The organism is Vibrio coralliilyticus ATCC BAA-450 (genome assembly GCF_000176135.1).
In the GTDB taxonomy this organism is placed as follows: Bacteria; Pseudomonadota; Gammaproteobacteria; order Enterobacterales; family Vibrionaceae; genus Vibrio; species Vibrio coralliilyticus.
In genome coordinates this window covers 868951-887959 of the sequence record NZ_ACZN01000018.1, presented here as the reverse complement: position 1 = coordinate 887959, position 19009 = coordinate 868951, and the positions used below count along the sequence as shown (strand labels likewise).

At 43.8% G+C, this 19009-nt stretch carries 17 protein-coding genes; 9 read left to right on the top strand and 8 right to left on the bottom strand.

All coding sequences use genetic code 11. The annotated features are described in order from the left end of the window. Positions 1–3: 3 nt before the first annotated feature. A complete protein-coding gene (gene cspD, locus VIC_RS23450) occupies positions 4–225 on the bottom strand; it encodes a cold shock domain-containing protein CspD (protein WP_006962882.1) in 222 nt (73 codons plus the stop codon). 464 nt (positions 226–689) lie between these two features. Between cspD and clpS the strand changes: the two genes are divergently transcribed. Together clpS and clpA are read left to right on the top strand one after the other, a co-directional pair. Next, positions 690–1010 carry an ATP-dependent Clp protease adapter ClpS gene (clpS, locus tag VIC_RS23445; protein WP_006962880.1) on the top strand — a complete coding sequence of 107 codons (321 nt, stop codon included), beginning with the start codon at positions 690–692 and terminating at the stop codon, positions 1008–1010. A gap of 42 nt (positions 1011–1052) precedes the next feature. Continuing rightward, a complete protein-coding gene (gene clpA, locus VIC_RS23440; protein ID WP_006962878.1) occupies positions 1053–3326 on the top strand; it encodes an ATP-dependent Clp protease ATP-binding subunit ClpA in 2274 nt (757 codons plus the stop codon). Between the two features lie 52 nt (positions 3327–3378). On the opposite strand, the gene VIC_RS23435 is transcribed toward clpA, so the two are convergent. Together VIC_RS23435 and VIC_RS23430 are read right to left on the bottom strand one after the other, a co-directional pair. Beyond that, positions 3379–4011: a YdcF family protein gene (locus VIC_RS23435; protein WP_021454975.1), complete on the bottom strand. Its 633-nt coding sequence runs from the start codon at positions 4009–4011 to the stop codon at positions 3379–3381. A gap of 15 nt (positions 4012–4026) precedes the next feature. Continuing rightward, positions 4027–4848 (bottom strand): NAD-dependent epimerase/dehydratase family protein, encoded by an 822-nt coding sequence (locus VIC_RS23430; protein WP_006962877.1) that lies wholly within the window; start codon positions 4846–4848, stop codon positions 4027–4029. 181 nt (positions 4849–5029) lie between these two features. On the opposite strand from VIC_RS23430, the gene VIC_RS23425 reads away from it, so the two are divergent. Beyond that, entirely contained in the window at positions 5030–5806 is a 777-nt protein-coding gene (locus VIC_RS23425; protein ID WP_006962875.1) for a substrate-binding periplasmic protein, read from the top strand. Here the strand turns inward: VIC_RS23425 and VIC_RS23420 are convergent. Further along, a complete protein-coding gene (locus tag VIC_RS23420; RefSeq protein WP_006962874.1) occupies positions 5799–6032 on the bottom strand; it encodes a TIGR02647 family protein in 234 nt (77 codons plus the stop codon). The two genes, VIC_RS23425 and VIC_RS23420, sit on opposite strands and share 8 nt — an antisense overlap. A 457-nt stretch (positions 6033–6489) precedes the next feature. Here VIC_RS23420 and focA point away from each other — a divergent pair, with 457 nt between their 5' ends. Next, the gene (gene focA, locus VIC_RS23415) at positions 6490–7332 is read left to right on the top strand and encodes a formate transporter FocA (protein ID WP_029236100.1); all 843 of its coding nucleotides are present in this window, start codon (positions 6490–6492) and stop codon (positions 7330–7332) included. A gap of 58 nt (positions 7333–7390) precedes the next feature. On the opposite strand, the gene VIC_RS26930 is transcribed toward focA, so the two are convergent. Together VIC_RS26930 and VIC_RS23410 are read right to left on the bottom strand one after the other, a co-directional pair. Further along, on the bottom strand, positions 7391–7531 hold the full coding sequence (locus VIC_RS26930; RefSeq protein WP_006962870.1) for a hypothetical protein: 141 nt from the start codon (positions 7529–7531) through the stop codon (positions 7391–7393). A gap of 215 nt (positions 7532–7746) precedes the next feature. Next, positions 7747–8544 carry an ABC transporter permease gene (locus tag VIC_RS23410; RefSeq protein WP_006962868.1) on the bottom strand — a complete coding sequence of 266 codons (798 nt, stop codon included), beginning with the start codon at positions 8542–8544 and terminating at the stop codon, positions 7747–7749. 485 nt (positions 8545–9029) lie between these two features. Between VIC_RS23410 and torE the strand changes: the two genes are divergently transcribed. The 4 genes from torE to VIC_RS23390 all read left to right on the top strand — a co-directional run bounded on the left by torE (position 9030) and on the right by VIC_RS23390 (position 15240). Then, entirely contained in the window at positions 9030–9209 is a 180-nt protein-coding gene (gene torE / locus VIC_RS23405) for a trimethylamine N-oxide reductase system protein TorE (protein ID WP_006962866.1), read from the top strand. A 50-nt stretch (positions 9210–9259) separates the two neighbouring features. Further along, the gene (gene torC, locus VIC_RS23400) at positions 9260–10444 is read left to right on the top strand and encodes a pentaheme c-type cytochrome TorC (RefSeq protein WP_006962865.1); all 1185 of its coding nucleotides are present in this window, start codon (positions 9260–9262) and stop codon (positions 10442–10444) included. 24 nt (positions 10445–10468) lie between these two features. After that, entirely contained in the window at positions 10469–12931 is a 2463-nt protein-coding gene (gene torA / locus VIC_RS23395; RefSeq protein WP_006962863.1) for a trimethylamine-N-oxide reductase TorA, read from the top strand. Positions 12932–13278: 347 nt separating this feature from the next. Next, entirely contained in the window at positions 13279–15240 is a 1962-nt protein-coding gene (locus VIC_RS23390) for a metallophosphoesterase family protein (protein WP_006962861.1), read from the top strand. Between the two features lie 132 nt (positions 15241–15372). On the opposite strand, the gene VIC_RS23385 is transcribed toward VIC_RS23390, so the two are convergent. Further along, entirely contained in the window at positions 15373–17076 is a 1704-nt protein-coding gene (locus VIC_RS23385) for a protein adenylyltransferase SelO family protein (protein WP_006962858.1), read from the bottom strand. Positions 17077–17240: 164 nt separating this feature from the next. On the opposite strand from VIC_RS23385, the gene VIC_RS23380 reads away from it, so the two are divergent. Next, positions 17241–17906 (top strand): SDR family NAD(P)-dependent oxidoreductase, encoded by a 666-nt coding sequence (locus tag VIC_RS23380; protein WP_006962857.1) that lies wholly within the window; start codon positions 17241–17243, stop codon positions 17904–17906. A 20-nt stretch (positions 17907–17926) separates the two neighbouring features. Here the strand turns inward: VIC_RS23380 and VIC_RS23375 are convergent, their stop codons facing one another. Beyond that, positions 17927–18667 (bottom strand): substrate-binding periplasmic protein, encoded by a 741-nt coding sequence (locus tag VIC_RS23375; RefSeq protein ID WP_006962856.1) that lies wholly within the window; start codon positions 18665–18667, stop codon positions 17927–17929. Positions 18668–19009 lie beyond the last annotated feature (342 nt).

Genomic DNA, 19009 nt, shown 5'->3' with positions numbered 1-19009 from the left:
GTATTATTTAATGGCTTGAGCTTCTACTGGTACCACAGAACTTGCGTGATACCCTTTAGGACCTTCTTCCACTTCAAATGTGACTTGTTGGCCTGCTTTCAGAGTACGATACCCATCCATTTTGATTGTGGAGTAGTGCGCGAAGACATCACCGTCTTCACCCTCCGGACAGATAAAACCAAATCCTTTGGCATTGTTAAACCATTTTACTGTACCTGTAGCCATGCTATACATCCCTCATGCATATTGTTACTGAAGTTGTGTGATTACACGATGATTCCGTGTGTAAACAAAAAGTGAATATCCATTCAGCCGCTGCCAAATTTTGAGTCACTATTTGACCAATGTAGCCAATGATTGAGTTCAGTCAATAGGAAAAACGTATCACACTCAACATATTTGCAAACAAATCACTTTTAAGATTTACATTTTTGCAACGAATTTCAGCGTAATCCGGTCTGTTGTATTTATGCCCTGAATGGTTTTTGGTGTCTTTTTAATCAATTAGATAGAGAATGCTGTTTGATAGAAATCTTTTATTTGCAGCGATACAATTGCTGCATTAGTCTCTAAGTAAGGGCACAAATTTGCTTGGCTCAATTTGTTCTTACTTATAAGAGCTAAATCGATAACTTCCGCACAGTGAAGTGGTAAAATTATCTTAAGCAACTTTCTAAACACGATTAGTCATGAGCAAGCAATTTGAATGGGTCACTCCAGACTCTGATTTACTGGAGCTAGAAAAAACAAAAGTAAAGCCGCCGTCCATGTATAACGTTGTTTTGAATAACGATGATTACACACCAATGGACTTTGTGATTGAAATCCTAGAGCGTTTTTTCTCTATGGATATAGACAAGGCAACACAAGTGATGCTCAAAGTGCATTACGAAGGCAAAGCGATATGTGGCACGTTCACTGCCGAAGTCGCGGAAACCAAAGTAGCGCAAGTCACTATGTATTCTCAAGAAAACGAGCATCCTTTGCTTTGTACAATGGAGCAAGCGTAAAGCTGAATCAAGCAACCCAAGTTGCTGCCAAAGGAGGTACTTATGCTGAATAAAGAGTTAGAGTCGAGTCTAAACGGCGCATTCTCCCGCGCTAGAGACAAACGACATGAGTTCATGACTGTCGAGCACCTCCTGCTAGCATTGTTGGAAAACGATGCTGCAAGGGAAGCCCTTCTTGCCTGTCAGGCAGATATCGATGCATTAAGAAGCGAGTTAGATATCTTCATTGATCAGACAACTCCTCTTATCCCTGAAAATGATGAAACTCGCGAAACCCAACCTACATTAAGTTTTCAACGTGTCCTGCAGCGCGCGGTGTTCCACGTGCAGTCTTCAGGACGCAGTGAAGTAACAGGCGCCAATGTTTTGGTCGCTATCTTTAGTGAACAAGAGTCTCATGCGGCTTATCTTCTGAAGAAGAATGATATTAGCCGTCTGGATATCGTTAACTTTATTTCACACGGTATTACCAAAGCATCAAGCTCAGGTGATGACTCTTCTTCATCTGACTCTTTCAGTAGCAGTGACAGTACTGAAGAAGCAGGTTCGGAAGAGCGCCTAGAGAGTTTTGCTTCCAACTTGAACCAGCTTGCTAAGCAAGGCCAGATTGATCCACTGATCGGTCGCGACAAAGAGCTAGAAAGAACTATTCAAGTATTGTGTCGCCGCCGCAAAAACAATCCACTTCTAGTGGGTGAAGCGGGCGTCGGTAAGACAGCCATTGCTGAAGGTTTGGCGTGGAGAATTGTTGAAGGGCAAGTCCCTGAAATTATTAAGAATAGTGTAATTTATTCTCTGGATATTGGTTCGCTACTGGCTGGCACCAAGTATCGTGGTGATTTTGAAAAACGTTTCAAAGCCATTCTTAAGCAACTAGAGAAAGAAGACGACGCGATTCTTTTCATTGATGAGATCCATACCATTATTGGTGCTGGTGCAGCATCTGGTGGTCAAGTTGACGCTGCTAACCTGATTAAGCCTCTGCTAAGTAGCGGTAAATTGCGTTGTATCGGTTCAACCACGTATCAGGAATACAGCAACATCTTTGAAAAAGAACGTGCCCTGTCTCGCCGTTTCCAGAAGATTGATATTGTTGAACCATCGCTTGATGACACAACGAAAATCCTGATGGGTCTGAAACCTAAGTATGAAGCTCACCATGAGGTGCGCTACACCAACAAAGCACTTCGTGCTGCGGTAGAGCTTTCGGCGAAATACATCAACGAGCGCCATTTACCAGATAAAGCCATTGACGTGATTGACGAGGCTGGTGCTCGCCATCGTCTAGCGCCTGCGAGCCGTCGTAAGAAAACAGTTGGTGTTGCCGACATTGAGGCGATGGTAGCGAAAATGGCTCGTATTCCTGAAAAGTCTGTGTCTTCTTCCGATAAAGAGATTCTTCAGAATTTGGATGAGAAGATGAAGATGCTGGTATTTGGTCAGGATGACGCCATTGACGTTCTGAGCGAAGCCATCAAGCTAACACGTGCTGGTCTTGGTGCTGATAACAAACCTGTGGGGTCATTCTTGTTTGCAGGCCCAACTGGGGTGGGTAAAACGGAAGTCACCGTTCAGCTGTCTAAACTGATGGGTATTGAACTACTTCGTTTCGATATGTCTGAATATGGCGAACGCCATTCTGTGAGCCGCTTGATTGGTGCGCCACCGGGGTATGTTGGTTACGATCAAGGTGGTTTGTTAACCGACGCGGTAATCAAACATCCGCACTCTGTTGTACTTCTGGACGAAATTGAAAAAGCTCACCCAGATATCTTTAACCTGCTTCTTCAGGTTATGGATAATGGTACCTTGACGGATAATAATGGTCGTAAAGCGGATTTCCGTAACGTCATTCTTGTGATGACAACCAACGCTGGCGTTCAGGAAACGGTCAAGAAATCCATCGGCCTGATCCAGCAGGATCACAGCCACGATGCGATATCAGAGATCAAGAAGGTGTTCACGCCTGAGTTCCGTAACCGTCTGGACAACATTATCTGGTTTAACAGCCTTGATGAACATGTTATCCATCAAGTGGTTGATAAATTTATTGTTGAACTTCAAGCGCAGCTGGATGCGCGTGGTGTATCACTAGAAGTATCGGATGATGCACGCCATTGGTTAGCACTGAAAGGTTACGACAAGGCGATGGGTGCGCGTCCTATGGGACGTGTTATTCAAGAACAACTGAAGAAACCTCTTGCCAATGAGCTGCTGTTCGGTACGTTGGTTGACGGCGGCACCGTGAAAGTCAATCTGAAGAAAGATGAGCTTAAGTTTAAGTACTTAAGTGAAAAAGAGGCGGCTGTACACTAAGTCGTGTGTTTAATGAAAAAGCCAGAGCATGTGAAGCTCTGGCTTTTTTGTATTAATTGAAAACGGATCTTAATGCGAGATAGGAAGTCTCAATGTGTGGCGGTATTTCCTGTTCTATCTGAAATCCTTTTTTGGGGTATTCTTTGATTCGCTCAAAATCACCCAACATAGCCTCAACGGTAACATCAAGAGATATCTCTTCACTAAAGTAATCAATAAAAGCGGTTTTAGGGGATGTCACGCAGACATGGTTGACTTCATTTGGCCATTGTTTCATGAAAGTAGCGTAAGCTCGCCTCTCCATATAGGGCTTTTGGACCAATATGAATGAGCGAAAATCGTAGCAAAGTTCGGTGAGAAGTTTGGCCGTTAACTGTATATTTTCACCGGTATTGGTCGCTTGATCTTCGAGGATGATATCAACTGAGGGTACCCCGAGATCTCTAGCTATAGCAGCAAAAGTATGTGCCTCGGTTTGATCAAAAATACCGTCTGTTAGTCGTCCAACGCCACCAGAAAACACAATCTTATTTGCCCAACCATCGTGATAAAGTTTTGCTGCATGCTCTGCAACCCTAACGTCGTTGCTACCAAGTACAAATAGGCAGTCAGCTTTATGTAATGGCTGAGCGAGCTGCATGTAATCCCACAGATTTTCTATGTGTTGGAAAAGCTTGGTACTCATATTGGATTCCCAGTGCTATACAAGTTCTAAAGTGTGCTGGTAATGAAAGCGATAGCCCAATTTTTGCAAGCGATCCGCTAGAATTCGCTTGTCTGCTTGTTGTACAACAGGTGGTAGGCGGACATCAGAGCCGACACTGTTGAGCGCTGCTTGATAAAACTCTGCCTTGCTAACCGTGTTGGGTGTCGTCGCATTGATTACAACGTTCTTGCAGTTGAGAGCAACGAAGCTTGTTGCACCTATAGCATCGGTTAGGTGAAGCATATTGGCTGGAGCAAGTTCACTGACTTGCTTCAATTTATCGACAAAGCGAGAAGGGTGACGATCAGGTCCAACGAGCCCACTACAGCGGACAACGCCGTAATCAAGCCCTGAATCAATTACATACTGCTCTGCTTGCAGCATCGTAGCTGCTTTTTCCGAGAATAAGTTGCTGCTGTACGCTTTATTGAGAGAGGCAGCATCTTCATCTAATGCGTCAGCTAGGTTGGGGTATACGGTGGTCGAGCTGACCATGATGACTTTCTTAACCTGAGCAACCAGGCAAGCCTGGCAGAGCATATTCCAGTGTTGAGCGTACTGTTGTCCCATCCCTTTTCTAAAACCGGGAGGGAAACAGCCAATCACAATGTCCGCTTTAGTGTTACTAATGGCTTGAGCGACAATATCCGGATTAGTCTGTAAGTCGATTTTTAGCCCTGTGAGATGCTGAGCTTCCAGCTCTTTTACACCATCATCAGTGGTGCGGCTCACATACACTTTGTGCCCTATGGTTTCTAGGTAATGGGCGAGAGGCTTACCTAGCCATCCGCCACCAATGATCAATATGTTTTTCACACTAAGTCCTTGTCCAAAGTGATTTTCCATTTAACTATCTTAAAGACGTTGAGAATAATCAACAGTTAGTTTGATGGTTTCATAGCCTTTGCTTCGCTAAACCAACAAACCCAATCTCTTATTATTGATTCTATTATTAAGTATTGGGTGCGTTTTGACACTCGACTTTTTAGGTAAGTACATGAAGTGGTGTTTGTTATGGGCCACCTTGTTTTGCTCAAGTGTAGCGGCCGAACAAAAAGTTTATATGACATCTCTAGAGTGGCCACCTTATTCAGGCGCAGACTTGCCTGAAAATGGTTACTCTGTTGCCGTTGCTCGCGAAGCTTTTGCCGCAATGGGATACGAGCTGGTGGTAGACTTTCAACCTTGGGTCAGAGCTGTGGCATTAGCCACTAAATCTGACAGGTACATGGGCTATTTCCCCGAGTACTTTTTTGAAACCTCTGATTTTGTTTTCTCTGACTCTATAGGCAGTGGCCCATTGGGTTTTGTCGAAAATACCCGCTTTCCGATTAAGTGGCAAAGTCTCTCTGATCTCAGATTCCTTCGCATTGGTGTTGTACAAGGTTATATCAATACCAAAGAGTTTGACCAAATGGTGGCAGAAGGCCACCTACAAGTGGAGGCATCAGCTAATGACACCAGAAACATTCATAAAGTAGCCAAAGGAAGACTGGATGCGGCCGTGATTGACCCAAATGTCCTAGAATATCTTATCAGTGTTGATGTGCGAGAGGGGCTGTTGAGGAAACGTTTGAGAATGAATGCTAGGTTGCTTGAGAATAAGCAGCTTTATATGGCGTTTAAAAATCAGCCGGAAGGTAAAGCGATAAGAGAAATATTTAATCAAGGATTGGAAAAAATAGATATAGACTCAATCGTCAGTCGGTTAAAGAAACCGACTGACAACAAGAACGCCTTAAGCAGTGTTCCTACGATAGATAAATCTAACTAGATAAAACGCGTAAAATTTTGTCTGCATGTTCGGCAATTTCGATGCCCTCGTCAGTGAGGTAACCGCCGTCAGGGAGAGTACATAGGCCTTTATCAAATAGTCGTTGAACCGCCGATTGCATATCTTCTGATGCATCATGATGAACTTTAATGCCAGTAGCGGCGCTGCTAATGTCGAATTGAAGTAACAGGTTTAACTCGGCGATCTTATCAGCGGTATATTTCATAATGAATTCCTTAGAGAAAGTATTAAAACAACCATAATCCTCGTATTGGTATTCATCAATTATGGGCAAAGAGAAATGTTATCTACCCCTTAATTTGCATAAAAATAGACGTTGATTCGATTAGTTATTGACCAACTGTTTAACTGTGTTTAAGGTGTTTTTCTTAATGCTTAAACTTCATAACGGTGAAGGTTGATATGAAGAAATTGACTAAATGCCTTTGACGTAAATATTACCGATTTTAAATCATAACTAACTAATTGATTTGAAGTAATATTACACATTTTAAAGGTTCTTATTTTATCTTATTTTATTATTCTAAACCTGACAAACACTCGAAGTTTTTATTGTTTTAAAGCCACTTCGTTACGCGCAGGGAATTAAGGCTTGAAATTGAGCACAATAAGAGTAATTATCCGCGCCCACAAATCCACATTAACTTAAATGTTTTACCATGATGAACTTAAATCAGTTTGATTCTCTATTGCCGCCACAGATGGCGGAACGTGCCGCTGAAATCGGTGTAGGTAAAGTGACGAAAGACCCGATGAAGTCGTTTCTTCTGGCCATTTCGGCTGGTATTCATATCGGTATTGCGTTTGTCTTCTACACAATAGTCACGACTGGGGCCGGGGACTTACCTTGGGGCCTTACTCGCTTGTTAGGTGGATTAGCATTCAGTTTAGGTTTGATACTCGTTGTCGTTACCGGTGGCGAGTTGTTTACCAGTTCAGTTCTCACCTTGGTTGCCCGTGCGAGTGGTAAGATTACGTGGAAAATGCTGATGAAAAACTGGGCTGTTGTGTACAGTGGAAACCTCATCGGTGCGTTATTGCTAGTGGTGTGTATGTTGCTAACCAAGCAGTATATGTTCGATGGCGGCCAAGTTGGCCTCAACGCTATGGCTATCTCTCAGCATAAACTGCATCACAGTTTTGTTTCTGCGGTCGCGCTGGGCATTATGTGTAATGTTTTAGTCTGCATCGCGGTTTGGATGACATTTAGTGGGCGTACACTGACAGATAAAATTGCTGTGATGATTTTACCTGTGGCGATGTTCGTCTCTGCTGGTTTTGAGCATTGCATCGCAAATATGTTTCAGGTGCCGATGGCTATTGGTATCAAGTTTTTTGCACCTGCTGAGTTTTGGCAGATGACGGGAGCGAATATTGCTGATTACGCGGATTTGAATTTGCTCAACTTTATCACCAACAACCTTATACCTGTGACTCTCGGTAACATCATTGGTGGTGGTGTCTTTGTTGGGATGTGGTATTGGATGATTTATCTAAGAGACTAACCCGAATTGAATGAATAAAGGCTCGTTGAAGAACGAGCCTTTTTTGATCTTGCGGATCTCAATGAAGTTGCCCCCACGGCTCTTCAATGATGTCATCCATTTCCAATATTTCTTCTGGTAGAGAGACTAACCAGTCACGACTATCTTCGTTTTCCAGTTGGGCTACGTCGTTAGGGCGATAGAAAGCGTCAAGTTGCATGTTTTTAACCTCACAAGATCAATTGTCTAAAGCATAATCTCGGGATTTGACGGTTTTATGACGTCGTTTGAGCTAATTCATATGCATATGAATACTAACAATTTTTACTGACTAGAATACGTTTGAGAGGAAGAATCGAAGTTATCCTGAGTAGTATGACATGGTTATCCACAGATTCTGTGGATAAGATCTTTTCTACTCGTAGATCCTTATTGTCATGACGGTGTGTTATTAAGATCCACTAAGACTCTTCCTTCTTTATTAATGCAGCTTCGAACAGATAAGCTGAGGGTCAAACTGATGGAGACAGACAGCATGACAAAGATCGCGACCATGATCATTAACTGATACTTGATCGCGATAAGTGGGCTTGCTCCTCCTAAAATCTGGCCTGTCATCATTCCTGGCAATGTAACTAGACCGCTAGTGGTCATTGAGGCCAAAGTGGGAGCTAGGGACTTTTTAATCGACTCTCTTACAAAGGGTAATGTGGCGAACTGAGGAGAAGCGCCTAAGGCAAGCGCAGCCTCATATTCACTGCGACGAGTATCGATTGAGGTAAACATATTCTGTAATGCGACGATATTACCGCTCAGTGAATTTCCCAGAAGCATTCCCGCCAAGGGGATCAGATACTGTGCATTAAAGAGCGGTTGTGGCTGAACGATCACGACACAGATGAGTATCAGAATGGGTAAAAGGCCGACGAGTAAACCAGCGGTAACAGGGTACATTAAAGGCTTCCTAGGCAGCTTAGCCTTGCTGATGATGGAGCTCGCACCAATTAAAGTCATGACCAGCAACCACAAAACGTTTACAAGAAGGCTGTTTATAGTGAACAAGTACTGAAGGTAAATACCGACCAACAATAGCTGTATGGTCATTCTAGCGACGCTAATGAGCGCTTCTCTTTCGATATTAAGCCGGTAATAGCGACTGATGAGTACTGGGATCGTCAGAGTACAAAAAAATAATGCCAGCAGTGGCCAAGAAATATCTACAACGCCGCTCATGATTTCTCCCCTAAAATTTCAATGCGCATTGTATACCTAAAAACTTTAGTAAGGGTCGAATTCCACGAAAAAGTGCCCGATTCAGTTCTAGTACATTCGACTTCACATAGTTAAGCTGCCTGAATTTTGTACATTTCACGATACAACTTATTAACATTTAGGTGTTCTTTTTTTGGGGTAGATAACGTGCTACATCCTTAAAAACACACGCAAAATGTTACTTATTTGTTGTTTGTTGGTTGTTTTTTTAACAATGTTTTTCTGTTAATAAATCTTCATAAAATTATGCATGTTGATATATGAATTATTAATCAAACACATCTCTGGATGAGCTCAAAAAAGTGTTGAATAACAAGGTGTGGTGGGGCGGATTTAATTGAACCCTACGATTAGTATGGTCTAACATTTTTATCTAGAGATTGTAAGAAACGTTAGCTCGGTTACAAGAGCTATCCAATAACACTAAATACAAAATAGGCAAATGTATGAGTGATGTTAACAAAATTGAGAGTGGTGAAAAACGCTCGCTGGAGTGGAAGTCTTTTCTCTTCATCGCGGTTGTTCTCTTCCCGGTTCTAAGTGTGGCTTTCGTAGGCGGCTACGGATTCATTGTTTGGATGCTACAAGTATTCTTCTTTGGACCACCTGGCGCCCATGGCATGTAAGCCAGTGAGCTCATTTCCACATTTTTGAAAAGATTTTAAGAGAGCAAACCATGAAATCATTTATCGTTAAACTGTGGCGTACCATGACGCGCCCAGCAGTGCATATCAGCCTTGGCGTGCTGACTATGGGCGGTTTTATCGCAGGTGTCATCTTCTGGGGTGGTTTCAACACAGCACTAGAAGCAACGAACACCGAAGAATTCTGTATCAGCTGTCATACCATGCGTGACAACGTATACGTTGAACTTCAGGAAACTGTTCACTGGAAAAACCATTCTGGTGTTCGCGCTACTTGTCCTGACTGTCACGTTCCTCATAACTGGACTGATAAAATTGCTCGTAAGATGCAAGCCTCTAAAGAAGTATTCGCCCAAGTGTTTGGTAACTACGACGAACCAGGTGTATTTGAAGAGCGTCGTATCGAACTCGCTAAACACGAATGGGATCGTTTCTCTGCAAACAAATCCTTGGAGTGCAAAAACTGCCACAACTATGAGTCAATGGACTTCGAACAAATGTCCCCAACGGCTCGCATCCAAATGAAGCAAGCGGCGGAAAAAGATCAGAGTTGTGTTGACTGTCATAAAGGTATTGCCCACAAGCTTCCAGCTGGTATGGACAGTATTGGTGGGATTGTTGGTGAACTGGAGCAGCTGACTTCCAGCACAGATTACTCGGTGGGTAACGCCTTGGTGAGCGTTCGCCATTTACCTGTCTACTTTGATGAAACGGGTGCTGAAGAAGCGGGCCTGCTTAACCCAGCATCGACAGTTACTGTTTTAGAAGACAAGGGTGAAATGATGAAAGTTGAGATTGATGGCTGGCGCAAAGCAAAAGGCTTTGGCCGAGTTATTCAGGAAGACTTTGGTATGAACATCGCAGTTGGTTCACTACTTAAAGAAGCGGCAACCAGTGATGATGTGGTTACAAAAGGCGAGAAAAAAGTCGATGAGCTAACTGGTCTCCCATGGGAGAAAGTGGCAGCAACCGTTTGGATGAAAAAAGAAGCAATGCTAAACGACGTCACTCCAATCTGGGAAAAAGCGAGCGAAGCGTATAAGACCAACTGTTCAGTTTGTCACACTCAGCCTGATGAAGCGCACTTCGATGCGAACACTTGGCCTGGTATGTTCAATGGTATGTTGGCGTTTGTTAACTTCGACACAGATAGCGAAGCCCTAGTATTGAAGTACCTACAGAAGCACTCTTCAGATTTTGCTGAAGGTCATCACTAATAAGCGTCGGATGGAGTAATTGAAATGGCTATTACACGAAGAAGTTTTCTTAAAGGTGTAGCAACGACCAGTGCAGCGTCAGTAATCGGTCCAAGCTTATTGGCATCTGCTTCTGCAAGCGCAGCTGAAACAACAGGAACTTGGAAAGTCTCCGGTTCTCACTGGGGCGCATTCCGTGCCCATATCTACGCGGGTAAAGTTCAAGAGATCAAGCCGCTAGAAACCGATACCAACCCAACTGATATGATCAACGGTATCAAAGGTGTTATTTATAACCCGTCTCGTGTCCGCTACCCAATGGTGCGCCTAGATTGGTTGAAAAAGCACAAGTACAGCGCCGAAACTCGCGGCGACAACCGTTTTATTCGTGTCACTTGGGATGAAGCTTTGGATCTGTTCTACCGTGAGTTAGAGCGCATTCAGAAAGACTATGGACCTTGGGCATTGCACGCAGGCCAAACGGGTTGGCGTCAGACAGGTCAATTCCATAGCTGTACCAGCCACATGCAACGTGCGGTAGGTATGCATGGTAACTTCATTACTAAAGTTGGCGACTACTCAACAGGTGCAGGTCAGACGATTCTGCCTTACGTTTTGGGCTCGACTGAAGTTTACGCACAAGGTACATCGTGGTCTGAGATTCTGGAAAACTCAGACAACATCATCCTATGGGCTAATGATCCGGTGAAGAACCTTCAGGTTGGTTGGAACTGTGAAACTCACCAGTCATTCCCTTACTTGGAGCAACTGAAAGAGAAAGTCGCTAAAGGCGAAATCAACGTACTTTCTGTTGACCCAGTGAAGAACAAAACTCAGCGTTTCCTACAAAATGATCACTTGTACATTAACCCAATGACTGACGTTGCGTTTATGTTGGCGGTCGCTCATGTGTTGTACAACGAAAAACTTCACGATCAGAAGTTCATTGATACCTACTGCCTTGGTTTCGACGAGTTTATTAAGTACGTTCAAGGTGAGACGAAAGACAAACTTGAAAAAACACCTGAATGGGCGGCTGAGATCTGTGGCGTAAGCGCTGACAAGATCCGTGAATTTGCGCGCATGCTGGTTAATGGTCGCACACAGATCCTGATGGGATGGTGTATTCAGCGTCAGGAGCACGGTGAGCAGCCTTATTGGGCGGCGGCAGTAGTTGCGGCGATGGTCGGTCAAATTGGTCTTCCGGGTGGCGGTATTTCTTATGGTCACCACTATTCTGGTATTGGCGTACCTTCAACTGGCTTCGCTGCACCGGGTGGTTTCCCACGTAACCTTGATCAAGGTATGAAGCCTAAATGGGACAACAATGACTACAATGGTTACAGCAAAACCATTCCTGTTGCCCGTTGGATTGACTGTCTGTTGGAACCGGGTAAAGAAATTCGCTACAACGGCAGTAAAGTGAAGTTACCGGGTTACAAAATGATGGTGATTTCAGGTAACAACCCATGGCATCACCACCAAGATCGCAACCGTATGAAGAAGGCCTTCAAGCAGCTTCAGACCGTGGTGACTGTAGAGTTCGCTTGGACTGCAACGTGTCGATTCTCTGATATCGTTCTACCAGCTTGTACCCAGTTTGAACGTAATGACATCGACGTCTACGGCTCATATTCAGGTAAAGGTTTGATTGCGATGCACCGTCTAGTGGATCCATTGTTCCAATCTAAGACAGACTTCGAGATCTTCACCGAGCTCAGCCGTCGATTTGGTCGCCATAACGAGTACACGCGTGGTATGGATGAAATGCAGTGGGTTCGCTCATTGTATGATGACTGCCGTGAGGCAAACAAAGGTAAGTTCGACATGCCATCGTTCGACGATTTCTGGGAACAGAGCGTTCTTGATTTCGGCGAAGGTAAACCTTGGGTTCGACACGCTGATTTCCGTGAAGATCCAGAAATTAACGCACTTGGTACTCCTTCTGGCTTTATTGAGATTACCTCCCGTAAGATTGGTCGTTATGGCTATGAGCATTGTCAGGAACACCCAATGTGGTTTGAAAAGACAGAACGCTCACATGGTGGACCGGGTTCAGACAAGTTCCCATTCTGGCTGCAATCGTGTCACCCTGATAAACGCCTACACTCGCAGATGTGTGAGTCGGAAGAGTTCCGTGCTACCTACGCGGTGCAAGGTCGTGAGCCGGTTTACATCAACCCTCAGGATGCCAAGGAGAAAGGTATCAAAGACGGTGACTTGGTTCGCGTGTTTAACGACCGTGGTCAATTGCTGGCAGGGGCTGTGCTTATGGATAGCTATGCTCGTGGCGTTATCCGTATCGAAGAGGGCGCATGGTATGGTCCTCTGAACGAAAAAGAAGGTGCGATCTGTACTTACGGCGACCCGAATACGCTAACAATGGATATTGGTTCTTCAGAGCTTGCTCAGGCAACCTCTGCCAACACCTGTATCGTTGATTTCGAGAAGTTCACTGGTAAGGTTCCACCAGTAACCTCATTTGGTGGCCCAATCGAAGTCGCTTAATTGTATTGAATATGAGCCTGTTATGTGTTGATTAATACTTAGCAGGCTCATTTTTATTCTGAAATTTTAATTGAGTAAAATACGTCGAACTAACTCGACCAATAGATATTTTAAATAGTATTAATTTATCCCTAGCTACCATATATATAAACTCATTTCTATTTTGTAAATTCTTTTATTCTTAATTTTACTAGATATGTTTTTCTTGTATTTATCTAATAAAATCATATTAATATTTTTTCTTTCTGAAATATTTTTTAATAAAAGAGTTAAATTTAATGTCATCAATTTAAAATCAAAATTGACCAATATTTGTCGCTCTTTAAATTTTTAGTAGAGAGTAACTTTTGAAAAAACAAATAATAGTTTTATCTTTAGTGCTGACCCTGATTGGCTGTCAGGAGGAAGACAACGTAGTCTCTTTGAATACTAGGGAGCAGGTCAACTTCATCATTCATCCGTATCTACAAATGCCTAGTAGTGACAGCATGACAGTACGTTTCGAGACCGTCGATAAGCATACTCAAGTTTGGGCTAGGCCTAAGGGTAGTTCTAATGGTTTCATCGTGGTAGATGCCGAGTTGATTGATGAGTCTATTTCCGATACTCGAACAGCTGTGCTCGAAGGGCTAAAACCATCAACAATGTATGAATACTTTATCGTTGCGCTTAACCCTCAAGATGAAGAAAAAATAGAATCCAAGTCTCCTACGTACGCATTTAAAACTCTCCCTAATCAGGGGGATAATACAGAGTTGAATATTGTGGCAATAGGAGATACCCAAAATGGTGATACGATAGGTGTACTCGCCGATGTGGTTAATAAAGGTATTATTCCTTATGCATGTGAGGATAATGAAGCAACATGTGCTGAAAAAATATCAGCAATAACTATTGCAGGGGATATTGTCTCTACTGGTAATGTTATGGCGCAGTGGCGCTATGAACTTTTTGAACAAATGAAGAATATTACTCCTTATGTCCCATTAATTACGGTTCCAGGTAATCACGACTATTATGACGGCTCAAATTTAAGTATATACAAACACTTCTTTGAAAAACCGACAAATGAAGTAGAAGGATACGAAGAGACTTGGTATTCGATGGACTTGGGGCGTTTACGTATTATCGGCTTAGACAGTTTTCCAATCTCGCACGATCACTCAAATTTTCAAAAGGATGTAATGGCGACCCAACGTCAGTGGTTGAGCGAGAAACTGAATTCGACGAAAAACAACGAAAACATAAAGTATGTATTTTCCATGTTCCACCACCCATGTTTGTCTGAGCTATGGATCACCGGTGAGAGCTTGGGCTCTTGTGAGTTAGTCGCGGAAACAGAAAAATACTCAAAAGATACGGGGAATATTTCTGGGCATTTCTTTGGGCATACGCATGCTTATTCGCGTGGACAATCGATGGACACCAATCACCTTTGGGTTAATGCATCAACATCACAAGGTTATCGTGAGCCAATTCATGACAATCATATGCTCTACGATGTTCATGATTACAATACCTTTGCTATCAGTAGAAGCGAATTTGGCTTCAACATATTGACCTTTAACGCTGGCGGCAGTGAGAGCGTCAATATGAAGCGATACTCTGCGACGGTGGCGAATAAAGTGGGTGGATACGGTTCACTTCAGGATGGGTTTGAAATGACAGACGAAGTTACAGTGAACCCGGGTAAGACGGTGCTTCCCGCTCCACAGATCATCTCTCCTAATGGTGAAGTGAATACCAAGGACATCATGCTTGAAATTAGCCATAGTGATCCGGATTCGATTTATGAAGTGCAATGGCAGCTGTCTAAAGACGATAAGTTTGAGAACGATGTCTATGACTTATGGGGTAACCATACGCGTAAACACAATGTAATGCCCAAACCTAAACCGGGTGAAGATCCTGGGGACGAAGTAGATCCAACATGGCGCGAAGGCGATCTAGTGGATAGCCAAGAAGGTGTGGATCTTACAAAATTGGCGCTTGCTAACTTTATTGAAAAGTTCTACATCGGTGGTGATGAAGCTTACAAATGGAGTAATCATAAATACACCGAAGAACATCAGCATATGAGTGAGAATGATTCAGTGGAAGGGAATGAAGTCACGGCGGGCACTGTGCGTCGTGAGAAAGTGACTCATATCAGTTCATACGATAGGTTCTCAGGTCAGGGCAACCAAGCACCACAATTCGATATTAAACATGGTGATAGATGGTATTGGAAAGTACGTGTTCGCAGCGCTGACATGAATTGGTCTGAATGGAGTGAGACGAGTGATTTTGAGCTCAACCTGTTCCCGTAATCTATGGTTTGATTAAATGATGCAGTTGCATACAACTGGTATGCAACTGCTATTGTTCAATTTTATGTTTGCCTGTTTTTACTGGGGTATGTTTTGCGCAAACTTCGTTCGTTCAGTGACTATTGAAAGTGGTTATGAAGAACAGCTGTAATGAGAGACCCCGCCTGCTGCGAAATACTCTAACGGTTTTAGCTTGTAGTATTTCTCTTCGACCTCTTTAGATTGCTCACCATACGGGTCAGATAATATCTCTTGTAACTCATGGATAAGCGAAAAATCTCCCAGTCTAGCTTGCTCATAAGCAGGGACAATAAGCCACTCGCGCCAAGTGTATTTAGGGTTTACTTGCTTCATGTTACGAGAGATAACCTCGATACCTTTTTCAACATTCAGTGACTTACGCCATGATGTTAACCACTCACTCCACTCATTTTCTAATAGTTCATCAGGCTCAGTGTAAAAGCTCTTGGCAATTTCAGAGACATCCTCTGGAATATCACAGAGTTCGCGGAAGAACATCGTGTAATCGACATGGGTCTTCATCATCAGAGCGAGTAGCGAGTTAAATAGAGGAGCATCAAATGTGTCGAGACCCAATTTGTCTGCCCACATCTGGGTAATTTTGTCTTGCATGAGTGAAGAGAAGCCATCGCGAATCTCATCCAATTGTTGGATGAGCTCTGGGGAAGACTGCAATAACACTTCTAACGCGGAGCAGAAAGATTCAAAGTTCTTTTCGGCGGCCAATGGCTGGTTAAAGAAGGCAAAGTGTCGACCACCACCTGTCCAAGGTTGAAAATAGGGTTCAAAACGTTCGCAAAACCCGAACGGACCATAATCTAAGGTGAATCCACCTACTGCACAGTTGTCACTGTTAAAGTTGCCCTGACAGTAGCCGACGCGTAGCCAGTGTGTAATTAATGTCGTGAGCCGTTCGCGAAACTCAACGGCTAACCGGAGTGCTTTGTCAGCCAAAGGAAGGTTAGCATCTATCTTATCGTCATACTCTCGTTCAATCATGTGTAAAGCCATCATCTCCAATTCAACTACAGCGTTGGGATGTTCCTGACAACGAGCGCGGCGCCCGAAGAGTTCAAGTTGACCAACACGCAAGAAAGACGGCGCGACGCGAGTTGAGATCGCCACAGGGTTTGAGACCATGACATCAGGATCTTGAGAGCGAGAGCCTTCACGATACCAAGGGCGATCAACCGTTTCCGATTGGGATACAAATAAGCTTAAAGATCGTGATGAAGAAACCCCAAGAGCATGCATATGTTCTTGTGCAAGGAATTCGCGGATACTTGAACGAAGTACCGCTCTGCCATCTGCACCGCGGCAGTATGCTGTTGGACCACCGCCTTTTAACTGCATTTCCCAGCGCTGGTGGTTGAGTACTCCTTCAAAGACTGAGATAGCACGTCCATCACCATAACCATTGCCCGTTCTAAATGGGCACTGTTCTGTGTATTCATTACCAAAGATAGACAAGGCGTAGCCTGTCGCCCAGCCTAGGTTGCGCATGGGAGCTGGTACCTGACTCACATCACCAGAAAATAGCTGTTTGAATTCTTCGCTTAGTGCAAGGCTGTCTTGCAAGCCCAGCTCTTTAAAAAAAGGGCGACTGTGGCTGACAAATACAGGGTCAGAAATGGGAGTAGGTTTGACTGGCACGTAATGACCTGAAAACACCTGTCTTGGGAAGTGATCTTCGCCATCTTGCGTCGCATCTGGGTCACAGATAAGCGTGTTGAGCAAAGAGTAGTCAGAGGCTCGGGCAAGATCGGCCAAGTTATCAATATCTACTGGGCGTTTCATCCCTTCCTGTTTATTCATGCTTTTTATAATTCCTGACGGCAAGTAGAATCTATCAGCAATGATACGTCGGTAATGGGTAAAAGGCATCAATAGCCGGCGATAAAATCTTGGCAGACCACTTGAGCGATATTCGCACGCTTTGTTAGGTTCAGCATGGTTAGGTCCAACATGAAAGGAATATTATGATTGTAATTACAGGTGGCAGCAGCGGATTGGGCGCGGCGTTAGCAAAACGGCTTGATGCGGATGGGCAGACGGTTTTGTTAACTGGTCGCAGTCGAGAGAAGCTTGCAGCAGTCGACGCGCAGCTATCGGAGCAATCAAGCTACCAAACATGTGATCTGGCTAATCACAGCTCGGTCTCTGATTTGTTTGATGGTTTTCAGGGCCTGCCGACTACCTTAATTCACTGTGCGGGCTCAGGGTACTTTGGTCTGCTTGAGCAGCAAGAACCTGATGCGATTCAAGCGTTAATCGACAATAACCTGAAATCGGCAATTAATGTGCTGCAAGAAGCGGTCAAGCGATACCAAGATAAACCCGTTAATGTAGTTATGGTGATGTCGACAGCCGCTCAACAACCAAAAGCTCAGGAATCGACTTATTGTGCGGTCAAGTGGGCAGTTAGAGGTTTATTGGAATCGGTGCGCCTAGAACTGAAAGGCAAACCAATGAAGTTGATTGCGGTGTACCCTGGCGGTATGGATACAGAATTCTGGCCGTCAAGCGGGAAGGATTTGAACACAGCCGGATTTATGGCAGCAGAGGACGTAGCTGAGATGATTCATTCGTCGTTGTCTAGTTTCGGCAATGGCTTCGTTTCTGACATTACGATCAATCGGGTTTAAAATCCTCTAAGCTGAAAGTACTAGTCAGTCAAGCCGTACTTTATTCGCAGATCATGAAGTTTCTGCTCCGCGTGATGTTTAAAATACAGGTTGAGCGCTGTCACGATTTGCTCGGCTTGAGGATGATCTTTTCTCACTGCGGCGTGCAGTGGGGTTGAGTCAAGGTAGGCTTCGCTAAAATGAAGCCTGTCCTTTTTGATTCGCATCTCTTTCACTGTCCATCTTCCCACTGCTTCATCAGTGACGAGAACATCTGCCCGATCGGTAAGCACCAAGCGGATGCTATTGGGTAAGTCTATCGAGTCTGCTGGGATCATTTCTTTGTAGTCACGTAATCCGGCGCCGTAGGCATAGTTGTTGATTAACGCAACACGCAAGCCTTTCAAACTGTTCATTGAGGTATATTCAAAATTGGTGTCGGTGCGAGAAATAAAGGCCATCTGGTTATACATGTATTCATCTGTGAACAAGTAATCTTTGTTGCGTTGTTCTGTCTTCCAGATGGCGATGATGACGTCATTTTTGCCGTTAATGGTTTCTTTAAGCACCCTAGACCAGGGTTTGACAGAATATTCTATTTCAAAACCAGCAGAGACTAACGCTTCTGTCACCAAATCATGGGCGATCCCGCTGCCAAGTGCAGAGTTCATGACGTAAGGAGGCCATAAGTCTTGCGCGAGTCGTAATGGCGCAGCCCATCCTAGGCCACTCCATAGGCTGAGAGTAAGGAAAATCAATTTTCCAATTTGGTATCTATACACCAGTCTGTTCCATCAAACCTCTTAGTAATTAAGTTTAGTTGAGGTTGAGAAAGCCAAAAATATTTTTATCATCAGAGTTATCTCTGTGCTCATTTTACAATGAGTATTTGCTTTCGCGTATTCGAGCGTGGCCTTACGGCTATTACGCTCAGAATAGAAATTCCTCTTTGTATTGAGTTGTTTGTCATTAGTAATTAAGGGAGCTTGACCTTTTTCGTGAATCTTAATTAGGTGACTACGTTTATTTTTTATTGATTTATTTGTTAATAATGATTGGCGCCAATAGTTTCTATAGCCAGAGCGAGCAGATGGTATTTGACGCTCATAAATAAAAATCTATAG